This window comes from Streptomyces sp. NPDC005878, from assembly GCF_040629815.1.
Lineage (GTDB): Bacteria > Actinomycetota > Actinomycetes > Streptomycetales > Streptomycetaceae > Streptomyces.
Genome location: NZ_JBEXWK010000025.1, coordinates 12673 through 25175 on the forward strand (window position 1 = coordinate 12673; position 12503 = coordinate 25175).

Annotated in this window: 13 protein-coding genes; 7 read left to right on the forward strand and 6 right to left on the reverse strand. The window is 71.7% G+C overall.

Annotated features, from left to right (window positions below; translation table 11 throughout):
• The first annotated feature begins 83 nt into the window (after window positions 1-83).
• The 3 genes from ABZ404_RS28990 to ABZ404_RS29000 all read left to right on the forward strand — a co-directional run bounded on the left by ABZ404_RS28990 (window position 84) and on the right by ABZ404_RS29000 (window position 3738).
• Entirely contained in the window at window positions 84-1703 is a 1620-nt protein-coding gene (locus tag ABZ404_RS28990) for a serine/threonine-protein kinase (protein ID WP_358833710.1), read from the forward strand.
• A 68-nt stretch (window positions 1704-1771) separates the two neighbouring features.
• Window positions 1772-2788, forward strand: coding sequence for a bifunctional lytic transglycosylase/C40 family peptidase (locus ABZ404_RS28995; RefSeq protein WP_358833709.1), 1017 nt, complete (start codon window positions 1772-1774; stop codon window positions 2786-2788).
• A 209-nt stretch (window positions 2789-2997) separates the two neighbouring features.
• Entirely contained in the window at window positions 2998-3738 is a 741-nt protein-coding gene (locus ABZ404_RS29000; protein ID WP_358833708.1) for a phosphatase PAP2 family protein, read from the forward strand.
• 89 nt (window positions 3739-3827) lie between these two features.
• Here ABZ404_RS29000 and ABZ404_RS29005 read toward each other — a convergent pair whose 3' ends face one another.
• Both ABZ404_RS29005 and ABZ404_RS29010 read right to left on the reverse strand, forming a co-directional pair.
• Window positions 3828-5423 carry an FAD-binding oxidoreductase gene (locus ABZ404_RS29005; protein ID WP_358833707.1) on the reverse strand — a complete coding sequence of 532 codons (1596 nt, stop codon included), beginning with the start codon at window positions 5421-5423 and terminating at the stop codon, window positions 3828-3830.
• Window positions 5424-5520: 97 nt separating this feature from the next.
• Window positions 5521-5676, reverse strand: coding sequence for a hypothetical protein (locus ABZ404_RS29010; protein WP_358833706.1), 156 nt, complete (start codon window positions 5674-5676; stop codon window positions 5521-5523).
• A gap of 110 nt (window positions 5677-5786) precedes the next feature.
• Between ABZ404_RS29010 and ABZ404_RS29015 the strand changes: the two genes are divergently transcribed.
• Window positions 5787-6653, forward strand: a complete 867-nt coding sequence (locus ABZ404_RS29015; RefSeq protein ID WP_358833721.1) for a hypothetical protein — start codon at window positions 5787-5789, stop codon at window positions 6651-6653.
• Window positions 6654-6788: 135 nt separating this feature from the next.
• Window positions 6789-6962: a hypothetical protein gene (locus tag ABZ404_RS29020; protein ID WP_358833705.1), complete on the forward strand. Its 174-nt coding sequence runs from the start codon at window positions 6789-6791 to the stop codon at window positions 6960-6962.
• A gap of 172 nt (window positions 6963-7134) precedes the next feature.
• Here the strand turns inward: ABZ404_RS29020 and ABZ404_RS29025 are convergent, their stop codons facing one another.
• On the reverse strand, window positions 7135-7473 hold the full coding sequence (locus ABZ404_RS29025; RefSeq protein ID WP_358833704.1) for a metal-sensitive transcriptional regulator: 339 nt from the start codon (window positions 7471-7473) through the stop codon (window positions 7135-7137).
• A gap of 206 nt (window positions 7474-7679) precedes the next feature.
• On the opposite strand from ABZ404_RS29025, the gene ABZ404_RS29030 reads away from it, so the two are divergent.
• Together ABZ404_RS29030 and ABZ404_RS29035 are read left to right on the forward strand one after the other, a co-directional pair.
• Window positions 7680-8300, forward strand: coding sequence for a DUF47 family protein (locus ABZ404_RS29030; RefSeq protein WP_067155188.1), 621 nt, complete (start codon window positions 7680-7682; stop codon window positions 8298-8300).
• Window positions 8301-8305: 5 nt separating this feature from the next.
• The gene (locus tag ABZ404_RS29035) at window positions 8306-9304 is read left to right on the forward strand and encodes an inorganic phosphate transporter (protein ID WP_358833703.1); all 999 of its coding nucleotides are present in this window, start codon (window positions 8306-8308) and stop codon (window positions 9302-9304) included.
• Between the two features lie 225 nt (window positions 9305-9529).
• Here the strand turns inward: ABZ404_RS29035 and pstB are convergent, their stop codons facing one another.
• Genes pstB through pstC form a run of 3 tightly spaced genes read right to left on the reverse strand, consistent with a single transcriptional unit; the run spans window position 9530 to window position 12404 of the window.
• Window positions 9530-10306, reverse strand: coding sequence for a phosphate ABC transporter ATP-binding protein PstB (gene pstB / locus ABZ404_RS29040; RefSeq protein ID WP_358833702.1), 777 nt, complete (start codon window positions 10304-10306; stop codon window positions 9530-9532).
• A 29-nt stretch (window positions 10307-10335) separates the two neighbouring features.
• A complete protein-coding gene (pstA, locus tag ABZ404_RS29045; protein WP_358833701.1) occupies window positions 10336-11412 on the reverse strand; it encodes a phosphate ABC transporter permease PstA in 1077 nt (358 codons plus the stop codon).
• Window positions 11412-12404: a phosphate ABC transporter permease subunit PstC gene (gene pstC / locus ABZ404_RS29050; RefSeq protein WP_358833700.1), complete on the reverse strand. Its 993-nt coding sequence runs from the start codon at window positions 12402-12404 to the stop codon at window positions 11412-11414. The genes pstA and pstC overlap by 1 nt, the downstream gene beginning before the upstream one ends.
• Window positions 12405-12503: the final 99 nt, after the last annotated feature.

Here is a 12503-nt window from a genome sequence, read left to right on the forward strand (position 1 = left end):
GAATCGGTCGCCCGGCGTCGCACGTGATCACAAGTAGGTCAACGGGCGTGAGAAGCGCGCCAGTTGCGTGACAGAGTCGTGCGGTGGACGCGCTCAGGCCCCGGGATCCGGCACATATAGGTACGTACGCCCTGCTCGCCCGGCTGGGTGCGGGCGGGATGGGCATGGTCTACCTCGGGCGCTCGCCCGGCGGCCGGCTGGTCGCGCTCAAGGTGATCAAGGACGAGATCACCGACCACCCGGAGGCGCTGGCCCGCTTCCGGCGGGAGGCGGAGACGGTACGGGCGGTGCGCAGCGCGTACACCGCGAACCTGATCGACGCGTCGCTGGCGGCGCCGCCGTACTGGCTCGCCACGGAGTACGTCTCCGGCCCGACCCTGAGCCGGGCCGTCGCCGACCGGGGCCCGTTCCCGCCCGACACCTGCCGCAGGCTGTTCGCCGCGCTGGCGGAGGGGCTGGCGAGCGTGCACGCGTACGGGGTGACGCACCGGGACCTCAAGCCCCAGAACGTCATCCTGGCACCGCAGGGCCCGCAGCTCATCGACTTCGGCATCGCGCGGGCGGCGGCGGACACGGCCCTCACCCGCACGGGCGCCGCACCCGGCACCCCCGGCTACACGGCTCCCGAGGTGCTGGTGCGCAACGAGGTGGGTGACGCGGCGGACGTGTTCGCGCTGGGGGCGACGATGGCGTTCGCGGCCACCGGGAGGGCGCCGTTCGGGGCGGGGTCGGTGGAGGGCGTGTCGTACCGGGCCGTCCACGAGCCCATCGACGTGGCCGGCGTCGAGCCCGGGCTGGCGGCGCTGATCGCGTCCTGCGCGGCCAAGGATCCGGCGCACCGGCCGACTCCGGCGGAGGTGATCGTGCGGTGCGGGGTGACGTCGGCGCTGGTCGAGGATCCGTACTACCAGGCGCTCTCGGCGGGCCTGACGGAACCGCCCCCGCACGACCTCCCCACGGCGACGGCCCTCCCCCCGAACCGTCCCACCCCGCCCCCCGCCCCGCCCCGCTCCCGCCGCACCACCTGGCTGGTGACGGTCGCGGTGGCGGCGGTGCTGGGGGTGGTGGGGGCTGTGGTGGTGCAGGGGTTGCCGGGTGGGAAGGGAGGGGGCGCGGGGGCCGAGGCGTCGGGGACGCCCGGCCCGTCGCGGAGCGCGAGCCCCGCCGACTCCGGCAAGAAGGCACCGCTGGGGCCGCCGCAGTACATCGAGCAGACCGCGCCGTCCCTCGACGGCTACTCGGGGCTGTCGGACAGCTGCCGGCAGCCGGCACAGGAACAGCTGGACACCCAGTTCCAGTTCGCGGTGACCCCCGGGGGGCTCTCCGCCACGGACGAGGTGCCGGCGGGCAAGGTGCAGATCGGATACCGGCTCAAGTACGAGGAGCCGGGCGCGCCTCCGTACTACCTCGCGATCACCGTGAAGCCGCCGCACGAGGTCGACGCGAACGGGAACCCGACCGCCCGGACGCCCAACCGGCAGCTCGGCTTCGTCAGCAAGGTGTCCGACCTGTACGCGGGAGCCCAGACGCAGTGGAAGTACGTGACGTACCCGGACGACTTCGTCCTCCGCTCCCAGGGCAAGGTGCTGCCCGCCCTGGCCGTGGAGCGGGACAAGTCGACCGAATGGACCGTCGTCTACCAGCATGTGAAGGGGGTGAGGGAGTACCGGAGCGTCGTCTGCGCGGGCTTCGTCGTGGAATGAGACGCGCGGCCGACACGGCTGGCGGGAAAGTGGCGGTGAACCCGGCGGCGATGGGGGAGGGTTGACGGGTGCGCAAATTCTGGGTGGCAGGCGGGATCGGGTTCGGGCTGTGCCTGAGCTTCCTCGCGCTGCTCGTCGTCGGAACGTACTCGGCCGCGGCCGGGCTGGCCGGCGGCCTGGGCGGCGGGGGCGGCGCGGTCGGGCTGGCGAAGGGAGCGGTCCCGGCCAAGTACCAGCCGCTGGTGCAGAAGTGGGGGACGCTCTGCCCCGCGCTGAACCCGGCGCTGCTCGCGGCCCAGCTCTACCAGGAGAGCGGCTGGAACCCGACGATCGTCAGCCCCGCGAAGGCCCAGGGCATCGCCCAGTTCATCCCCGGCACCTGGGAGTCCCACGGCATCGACGGCAACGGGGACGGCAAGCGGGACGTGTGGGACCCGCAGGACGCCATCCCCTCCGCCGCCTCGTACGACTGCGAACTCGCCAAGTACGTCAAGAACGTGCCGGGGGACCAGGGCGCCAACATGCTGGCCGCCTACAACGCGGGCGCGTACGCGGTGATCAAGTACGGCGGGGTGCCGCCGTACCCCGAGACCCAGAACTACGTGAAGATCATCCGCACCCTGGAAAAGAGCTTCGCCCGCCCCACCACCCGGGTGGCCCCCTCCCAGCAGGCCGCCGGGGCCATCTACTACGCGCAGCAGAAGCTCGGGACCCCCTACCTCTGGGGTGGGGAGGGGACCGCCGCCCAGGGCGGGCGGTTCGACTGTTCGGGGCTTACCCAGGCCGCCTACGCCAGCGTCGGGATCGCGCTGCCACGGGTCGCCAACGACCAGTACAACGCCGGTCCGCACCCCGCCCGCAACGAGCTCCTCCCCGGCGACCTCGTCTTCTTCTCGGACGACCTGACCAACTCCCGCGCCATCCACCATGTCGGGCTGTACGTCGGCGGCGGGTACATGATCAACGCCCCGTACACCGGCGCCGTCATCCGCTTCGACAAGATCGACGCGCCGGACTACTTCGGCGCGACCCGGGTGACCAAGGACGGCGCCGCCGCGTTGCCGACCTTCAAACCGGGTACGTGACCCCCGGTGGGAAGTGGCCGGAACTCGTCGGCACTCTCCGTCAAGTCATGGCCCTGAGCTGCGACGATGAGTCTCTCTTCGGTAACGTCGTCGTGATCATTCCGTGGAGAGTGGAACGCGAGGGCCGTTCAGGCCGTTCAGTGGACAGTGACCGCAGCAGTACTGACCACGGGGGTTGGTAGCTACACGCACAGGCAAGGGGCCTCGGCATGGCTGGACTCGCGCTCGACGGGGCGAACCTGGACGTCAGCCTGCTCTACGACATCAACGGACTCGCCGCTTCCGCTCCCACCTGGCTCGACCGCGTGATGGAGTTCGTCGGGGAGTACGGCATCCTCCTCGCCCTCGTCCTCGTCGTGCTCCGGTGCTGGTGGAGCCTGCGGCGCGCGGACGACCGGGAGAGCGCGCTCGCGTCCCTCGCCGCCCTCGTCTGGGCGCCGCTCGCCGCCGGGATCGCGCTGCTCGTCAACATCCCCATCAGGGGGTTCGTGGAACGGCCGCGGCCGTTCGTCGCCCACAAGGGGCTCGACGTCCTGGTGGACGGCAAGACGGACTACTCGTTCGTGAGCGACCACGCCACGCTGGCCATGGCGATCGGGGCCGGACTCTTCGTCGCGCACCGCAGGTTCGGGCTGCTCGCCATCGGTCTCGCGCTCGCCGAGGGCTTCAGCCGGGTCTACATGGGCGTGCATTACCCCACGGACGTGGTCGGCGGCTTCGCCCTGGGTACCGCCGTCACCCTGCTGCTCGCGCCGCTCGCGCTGATGCTGCTGACCCCGCTGGTGTCGACCGTGGCCCGCTCGCCCCGGCTCGGCCGTCTCGTACGGTCGCGGCGCGCCGGCCAGTCCTCGCTGCGGCTCGCCGCCGACCTGCCGGAGCCCCGCGGCTCCCGGTCGGGTGCGGAGACCGGGACGGGAGCCGGACCGGGCGAGAACGACCTGGCGGCGTAGGCCGGTTCGGCGGTCGCGCACCCGCCGCGGGACTCGGGACTGCACCGCCGCAGGACTGCACCCCCTGCGGGACTGCACCCCCTGCGGGACTACAGCGCCTGCGGGAAGTCGAACAGGCGCGTCGGGTCGTACCGGCGCTTCAGCTCGGCCAGCCGGGGCGCGGCGGCGCCGTAGTACGCCCGGCGCCAGTCCCTCAGCTCCGGGTCGGTGTAGTTCTGGTAGGCGGCGCCGTTCGCGTACCGGCTCAGCGCGTCATGGGTGGTATTCAGCCAGGCCCGCTGGGCCGTTCCCGGGGTGTCCGGCCGCCAGGAGGCGATGTACTGCGCGAGCACCCGCGAACGCCGGTGCACGAACGCCGTCGCCGTCGGGGAGACCCGGTTCAGCGCCCCGCCGAGCGCCGTGAGCGCCACGCTGCCCTCCCCGCCGCCCTGCCCCACCGCCACGTTCCCGAACGCCTCGGTCCGGGCGAGCAGGGCCCGTACGCCGTCGGCGGGGAGCGCCCGGTCGAAGAAGGCGGAGCGGGCCGCGTACGTCTCGCGCTGGAGCGCGCCCCGCGGCGAGCGGCCGGGCGTGGCGCCGGGCAGCCGGCACCGGTCCTCGGAGAGCCCGGCGCAGCCGGCGTACGCGAGCATCGCCTCGGTGTAGCCGTGGCGGCGCAGCGAGACGGAGTCGGCGGGGGCGCCTACGCGGTCGGCGAGGCGGTCCACGGCGTTCTGGAGATCGCCGTAGGTGCCCAGCGAGAACACGGAGACGCCGACGGTCGGCGCGGCCCCCGCCTTCACGCCGCCCGCGGCCGCCGCGAGATGGGCGGCGGACCAGATCTCGTCGGGCTGGTCGGGGCCCCACTCCTGCCAGGCCCCGATCACCGCACGCGCCTTGGCCCAGGGCCAGGTCAGGTGGGCGGTGACGGTCCGCGGGGCGTCGTGCGTACGGAAGGTCAGGCCCGTGACGACGCCGAAGTTGCCGTTGCCCGCGCCGCGCAGGGCCCAGAAGAGGTCGCTCTCGTGGTCGGCGTCGGCGGTGAGCCGTCTGCCGTCGGCGGTGATCAGGGTCGCGGAGGTGAGGCTGTCGCAGGTCGCGCCGTACGCGCGCGTGGCGACGCCGTGACCGCCGCCGAGGGTGAGCCCGGTGACGCCGACGGTGGGGCAGGAGCCGCCGGGGATCGTCCGGCCGCCCCTGCCCAGGGCCAGGTAGACGTCGAGCAGCCGGGCGCCCGCGCCGACCGTGGCGGTGTCGCCGTCGGCCCGGACGCCGTTGAGCCTCGACAGGTCCAGGACGAGGCGGCCGGTGCCGGAGGACCATCCCGCGTACGAGTGGCCGCCGCCGCGCAGCGCGACCGGGGTGCGGTGGGCGCGGGCGAAGGCCAGGCACTCCCGTACGTCGTCGTCGTTCGCCACGTACGCGACGGCCGCCGGACGCAGGCCGTCGAAGCGGGTGTTGTAGAGCTGACGGGCGGTCGGGTACGCGGCGTCCTCGGGCCGCACCAGGGAACCGGCGAGCGAGCGCGCGAGGGCGGTCCAGGCGGCCGGAGCCGTGCCGGTACCGGAGGCCGAGGTGGCGGCGGTGGGCGCGGGTGACCGGGGGGATGTCGATGCCTCGCCGCGGGCCGCGCCGGACGTGCAGGCGGACGCGGCGGCGAGGGCGGTCCCCGCGGCCCCGGCGGCGAGGAGGGAGCGCCGGTCCATGCGGGGACGTGTTCCCGCAGGGCCGGGCTCCGAACCGTCCCGTGGCGTACGGGTCCTTGCTCGGCCGGCCGGACGTTTTCGCGGCCCCCGGGCGGGCCTAGTCCGCCGACTCGTGCTGCCGCGCGTCCCCTCGCGCCTTGTCGCGGGAGCGGCGGGCGGGGCCGGTCCAGCCGCAGGTGCAGTGGGCGTGGGCGAAGCTGCCGCGTTCCGTCGTCGTGGTGCGGTGCTCAGGAGCTGAGGCTTGGTGGGGCACGCTGCCACGGTACCCAGCGTCGGGCGCGGGCGTGACCGGGGTGGGGACGCGGTCGTTAGACGGGGCGGGTGGTGCGGCGGGTCGTGGAAGGCGCTTGGGGGTTGACGGCGATGGCGGTGCGGCGGCAGGGGCTTGGGGGCGCGGGCTTCGCCGGTGCCGTCGTGACCGGCGTGACGGCCGCCGCGGTGACCGTCGCGGGCGTGCTCGTCGCCGGCTGCGGGGCCGACGCCTCCGCGGGCGCCGACGGGCCGCAGGGGCGTGCGGCCGAGCCCAGCCAGGTGGTGGCCCGCGCGGCGGACGCGCTGGTGGCCGCCCGCAGCTCCAAGACCAGCACCTCCATGGAGATGGCCGCGGGCGGCACGCGCGTGACGATCCGCGGCGAGGGGGTGTACGACTTCACGCGCCGCATGGGCCGGCTGAAGGTCGTCCTGCCCCGGGACGCGGCGGGCGCCGAGGAGCACCGCCCGATCACCGAACTGCTGGCGCCCGGCGCGCTCTACATGAAGAACCGGGGCGCGGGCGTCCCCGCCGACAAGTGGGTCCGCGTCGACACGGCGACGCTCCCCGACGGCAACCTGGTCACCGGCGGGGTCACCGACCCGATGGTGGCGGCCGAACTGCTGCGCGGCTCGGGCGCGGTGAGGTTCGTGGGCGAGGAGGACCTGGCGGGCGTCCGGGTCCGGCACTACCGGGGCACCGCCGACATCCCCCGCGCGGCGGGCGCGGCCGGGCCGCACGCGCGCGGCTCGCTGGCGGCCGCGGCGAAGGGCTTCGGCCGGTCCAAGGGCGCGGTGCCCTTCGACGCGTACTTCGACGCCCAGGGCCTGCTCCGCAAGCTGCGCCAGCACTTCAGCTACGTCAACCAGGGGCGTACGGTCGCGGTCGCCTCGACCACGCTGCTGTACGGATTCGGGGTGCCCGCCGCCGTGCAGCTCCCGGCGGAGCGGGACATCTACGCCGGGAAGATCGAGTCATAGGGGGCCGGGAGGCGTTCGGGAATTCAGTCATGGGCGGTGGCGGAAATGGTCCGTCCGTGCCATGCGCGGTGTGTGTGCTCCTCCCTACGCTAGGAAGCCGACGACGGCAGAAAGAGGGGTAGAGGGGTGAGGTGCGTGGCCGGGCTCCGCAGCACAACCGTCCAGGACCACGTGGCCCTCGTCGAGATCGAGCTGTGCGGTGAGCTGATGATCGCCGCCTCGGCCGCCGACGGGGAGCGGCTCAGTCCCGACCTGATCGACGAGGTGCTCAAGGTCGAGCCCGAGACCCCCGCCGGCGCCGGGGGCTGATTCCGGCCAGGCCCGCGGCTCCCGGTGCACGTGACCGGGCCCGGCCGCCGGCTTCCGGCCAGACAGCCGGCCAGGTGGCCGGGGCGGTCACCGGGGGCGGTCCACCGGACCGGGCTACCGAGGGCGGGCCGACAGGGGCGAGCCACCCGGGCGGGCCGTCGGCGGCCGTCGTTCAGGTGCGCAGCAGGCGGGCGATCGCCTTCGTGGCCTCTTCCACCTTCGCGTCGATCTCCCCGCCGCCCTTCACCGCGGCGTCCGCCACACAGTGCCGCAGGTGCTCCTCCAGGAGCTGGAGGGCGAAGGACTGGAGGGCCTTGGTGGACGCCGAGACCTGGGTGAGTATGTCGATGCAGTAGACGTCCTCGTCCACCAGGCGCTGGAGCCCGCGGATCTGCCCCTCGATCCTGCGCAGCCGCTTGAGGTGTTCTTCCTTCTGCTTGTGGTAGCCGTGTACCGCGTGCGGCTGGTCCGTGAGGACGGTGTCCGGCTCGGCGGGCTCGGTGGTCGTCATCGCGTCCTCCCGTGGTCAGAAGAGGGGGTGGATACCCCTCGTGGGTATAGGGTAACGAACCCCGTGGAAGGGGGTACGGATACGGGCCGGGGGCCCGTGCTGATCACTGTGCCTGATGGGCGACACTGAAGTACGCCGGTTAGCCGTGGCCGGATGATGCGCCTAGCATCAGCCTGACCGAATCCAGAGCACCCCGAGGACCCCACGTGCGCTTTCGTCTGACCCCCAGGGAGACGAGCTTCTACGACATGTTCTCCGCGTCCGCGGACAACATCGTCACGGGCTCGAAGCTCCTGATGGAACTGCTCGGAGCGGATTCCGCGTCCCGGGCCGAGATCGCGGAGCGGATGCGGGCAGCGGAGCACGCGGGTGACGACGCGACCCACGCGATCTTCCACCAGCTGAACTCCTCGTTCATCACGCCGTTCGACCGCGAGGACATCTACAACCTCGCGTCGTGCCTCGACGACATCATGGACTTCATGGAGGAGGCCGTCGACCTCGTCGTCCTCTACAACGTCGAGGAGCTGCCCAAGGGCGTCGAGCAGCAGATCGAGGTCCTGGCGCGGGCGGCCGAGCTGACCGCCGAGGCCATGCCGAACCTGCGGACGATGTCCAACCTCACCGAGTACTGGATCGAGGTCAACCGTCTGGAGAACCAGGCCGACCAGATCCACCGCAAGCTGCTCGCCCATCTCTTCAACGGCAAGTACGACGCCATTGAGGTGCTCAAGCTCAAGCAGATCGTGGACGTGCTCGAAGAGGCCGCCGACGCCTTCGAGCACGTGGCGAACACGGTGGAGACCATCGCCGTCAAGGAGTCCTGAGCTTCGTGGACACCTTCGCACTGATCGTGACCATCGCGGTCGCGCTCGGATTCACGTACACGAACGGGTTCCACGACTCGGCGAACGCCATCGCGACCTCCGTCTCGACGCGGGCGCTGACCCCGCGTGCGGCGCTGGCCATGGCCGCCGTGATGAACCTCGCCGGTGCCTTCCTCGGCAGCGGGGTCGCCAAGACCGTCAGTGAGGGCCTGATCGCCACCCCCGAGGGCAACAAGGGGATGGGGATCCTGTTCGCCGCGCTGGTCGGGGCGATCATCTGGAACCTGGTGACCTGGTACTTCGGGTTGCCGTCCTCGTCCTCGCACGCCCTGTTCGGCGGCATGGTCGGCGCGGCGCTCGCGGGCGGGACGACCGTCCACTGGGACGGGGTGCTCGACAAGGTCGTCGTACCGATGTTCGTCTCGCCGGTGATCGGGCTCGTCGCCGGTTACCTGGTGATGTGCGCGATCCTGTGGATGTTCCGCAAGTCCAACCCGCACAAGGCCAAGCGGGGCTTCCGTATCGCGCAGACCGTCTCGGCGGCGGGCATGGCGCTCGGGCACGGCCTCCAGGACGCCCAGAAGACCATGGGCATCGTGGTGATGGCCCTGGTCATCGCGGATGTGCAGTCCGCGGGCGACGAGATCCCGATCTGGGTGAAGATCGCCTGCGCGGCGATGCTGTCGCTGGGGACGTACGCCGGTGGGTGGCGCATCATGCGGACCCTCGGGCGGAAGATCATCGAGCTTGATCCGCCGCAGGGGTTCGCCGCGGAGACCACGGGGGCCTCGATCATGTTCGGGTCGGCGTTCCTGTTCCACGCGCCGATCTCGACGACGCATGTCATCACGTCCGCGATCATGGGTGTGGGGGCGACCAAGCGCGTCAACGCGGTGCGGTGGGGTGTGGCGAAGAACATCATCCTCGGGTGGTTCATCACGATGCCCGCGGCGGCGATCGTCGCGGCGGCGAGCTATTACGTGGTGCGGATCTTCTTCGGCTGAGCCGCGTTACGGGGGGCTCGGGGCTCTGCCCCGGGCCCCTTTTGCTTTTGCCTGCGGGTCGCTGGGTGGTTGCTCGCGCAGTTCCCCGCGCCCCTTCAGGGCCCGCAGGCGCAAACGGTCTCCCGGGCCTGGCGGGGTACGTAAAGGGGCCCGCCCCCTGGCACCAGGGGGCGGGCCCTTCGTCTTGCGGTGGCACCGCCATGCAGCACCGCAGACGGTCCGGGGTTATCCGAAGCGGCCCGAGATGTAGTCCTCGGTCGCCTGGACGGACGGGTTGGAGAAGATCCGCTCGGTCTCGTCGAGCTCCACCAGGCGGCCGGGCTGGCCGACGGCCGCCAGGTTGAAGAACGCCGTACGGTCCGAGACGCGCGCCGCCTGCTGCATGTTGTGCGTCACGATGACGATCGTGAAGCGCTCCTTCAGCTCGCCGATCAGGTCCTCGATCGCGAGGGTGGAGATCGGGTCCAGGGCCGAGCAGGGTTCGTCCATCAGCAGGACGTCCGGCTCGACCGCGATCGCGCGGGCGATGCACAGCCGCTGCTGCTGGCCGCCGGACAGGCCCGAGCCGGGCTTGTTGAGGCGGTCCTTGACCTCGTTCCAGAGGTTCGCGCCCTTGAGGGACTTCTCGACCACGTCCGCCAGCTGGTTCTTCTTGTACGAACCGTTGAGGCGCAGCCCGGCCGCCACGTTGTCGAAGATCGACATGGTGGGGAACGGGTTCGGGCGCTGGAAGACCATGCCGACCGTACGGCGCACGGCGACCGGGTCGACGTCCCTGCCGTACAGGTTCTCGTCGTCCAGGAGCACCTTGCCCTCGACGCGGCCGCCGGGGGTGACCTCGTGCATCCGGTTCAGGGTGCGCAGGAAGGTGGACTTGCCGCAGCCGGACGGGCCGATGAAGGCGGTCACCGAGCGGGGCTCCACGGTCATCGAGATGTCCTCGATCGCCTTGTGGGAGCCGTAGTAGGCGGTCAGGCCGCTGACGTCGATTCGCTTGGCCATCAGAATCACTGCTTCTTTCGTTGGTCGCGTCAGCGGCCGGTCTTCGGGGCCTTCCAGCGGGCGATGCCGCGGGCCACCAGATTGAGGATCATGACGAAGGCGATCAGGACCAGGGCGGCGGCCCAGGCGCGGTCGTACGACGCCTCGCTGCCCACCCGGTACTGCTCCCAGATGTAGAAGGGGAGCGAGGACTGGGCGCCGTCGAACGGGTTGGTGTTGATCAGCTGGCTGCCGAAGACGAGCAGCATGATCGGCGCGGTCTCGCCGGCGATACGGGCGATGGCGAGCATGACGCCCGTGGTGATGCCGCCGATCGCGGTCGGCAGGACCACCTTCAGGATCGTGCGCCACTTCGGCACGCCGAGGGCGAGGGAGGCCTCGCGCAGCTCGTTCGGGACGAGCTTGAGCATCTCCTCGGTGGAGCGGACCACGACCGGCATCATCAGGATCGCCAGCGCCAGGGAGCCCATGAAGCCGGACGGCTTCAGCTCGAACATCAGCATCAGGGTGAGGATGAACAGGCCCGCCACGATGGAGGGGATGCCGGTCATCACGTCGACGAAGAACGTCACGGCCTTGGCGAGCGCGCCCTTGCCGTACTCCACCAGGTAGACCGCGGTCAGCAGGCCGAGCGGGGCGGAGATCAGGGTGGCGATGCCGACCTGCTCCAGGGTGCCGACCAGCGCGTGGTAGACGCCGCCGCCCTTCTCGAAGCCGGGGACGCCGGCCATGGAGTGGGTGAGGAAGTCGCCGTCGAGGACCTTGGTGCCCCGGCTGACCGTCGTCCACAGCAGGGAGAGCAGGGGGATCAGGGCGAGGATGAAGCAGACCCACACGAGCGAGGTGGCGACGCGGTCCTTGGCCTGGCGCTTGTTCTCGACGGCCGAGGTGACGGCGTACGAGATGAGCACGAACAGGACCGCGGAGATCAGGCCCCACTGGACCTTGCTCTCCAGGCCGAAGGCGAGGCCGATGCCGCAGCCGAGCGCGATGCCGGCGGCGCCGAAGGCGGCCCCGGCCCAGCGGGGCAGGCCCCGGCGGCTCAGGCCGCCCTTGCGGGGCGCGGACGCGGCCGGGCGGGTGTCCTGGACAACTGCGTTGGACATCAGGCGTTCGCCCCCGAGTACTCCTTGCGGCGCGCGATGATCAGGCGGGCCGCGCCGTTGACCAGCAGGGTGAGGATGAAGAGCACCAGGCCGGAGGCGATCAGGGCGTCCCGGCCCAGCTCGTTGGCCTCGTCGAACTTCGCCGCGATGTTCTGGGCGAAGGTGCCGCCACCCGGGTTGAGGATGTGGGCGGAGAGCAGATAGCTGGGGGAGAGGACCGTGGCGACGGCCATCGTCTCGCCGAGCGCGCGCCCGAGGCCGAGCATCGAGGCGGAGATGACGCCGGAGCGGCCGAAGGGCAGCACCGACATCCGGATGACCTCCCAGCGGGTGGCGCCCAGCGCCAGGGCGGCCTCCTCGTTCATCCGCGGGACCTGGAGGAAGACCTCGCGGCTCACGCTGGTCACGATCGGCAGGATCATGATCGCGAGCAGGATGCCGACGGTGAAGAGCGAGCGGGCGACGCCGACCTCGGTCTTCTCGAAGACGTACGTCCAGCCGAGGTACTCGTCGAGCCAGGAGTTCAGGCCCTCCAGGTACGGGACCAGGAAGAGGGCGCCCCAGATGCCGTAGACGATCGAGGGGATCGCGGCGAGCAGGTCGACGACGTAACTGAGGGGCGCGGCCAGCTTGCGCGGCGCGTAGTGCGAGATGAACAGGGCGATGCCGACAGCGATCGGAACCGCGATGGCCATCGCGACGACCGAGCTGACGACGGTGCCGAAGAGCAGGACGGCGATGCCGAAGACCGGCTTCTCGGCGGCGGGGTTCCAGTCGAAGGTGGTGAGGAAATTGCCCTCGTCCTTCGACAGGGCTATCGCGGCGCGCACGCTCAGGAAGAGGGCGATCGACGCCATCAGGGCGAGCAGCAGGATGCCGGAGCCCCGGGAGAGGCCGAGGAAGACCTTGTCGCCCGCGCGGCCGGTGGACGCGCGGCGCGGGGCGGGGGCCGGAGCCGGTGGTGGCGGAGTGTTCGTGGTCAGGGAAGCCATCGATCTTTCCGGTCTGTGGGCGGGGACGGTGTGGGTCCCCTGGCGGCGGTGCACCGGATGGTGGGGGCGGGGGCCGGTCGGGGCCCCCGCCCCAGGGGC

Coding starts and splice junctions, on each gene's coding strand:
- ABZ404_RS29000 (WP_358833708.1), top strand. CDS start 2,998: ATGGCTGGACTCGCGCTCGACGGGGCGAACCTGGACGTCAGCCTGCTC.
- ABZ404_RS29005 (WP_358833707.1), bottom strand. CDS start 5,423: ATGGACCGGCGCTCCCTCCTCGCCGCCGGGGCCGCGGGGACCGCCCTC.
- ABZ404_RS29015 (WP_358833721.1), top strand. CDS start 5,787: ATGGCGGTGCGGCGGCAGGGGCTTGGGGGCGCGGGCTTCGCCGGTGCC.
- ABZ404_RS29025 (WP_358833704.1), bottom strand. CDS start 7,473: ATGACGACCACCGAGCCCGCCGAGCCGGACACCGTCCTCACGGACCAG.
- pstB (WP_358833702.1), bottom strand. CDS start 10,306: ATGGCCAAGCGAATCGACGTCAGCGGCCTGACCGCCTACTACGGCTCC.
- pstA (WP_358833701.1), bottom strand. CDS start 11,412: ATGTCCAACGCAGTTGTCCAGGACACCCGCCCGGCCGCGTCCGCGCCC.
- pstC (WP_358833700.1), bottom strand. CDS start 12,404: ATGGCTTCCCTGACCACGAACACTCCGCCACCACCGGCTCCGGCCCCC.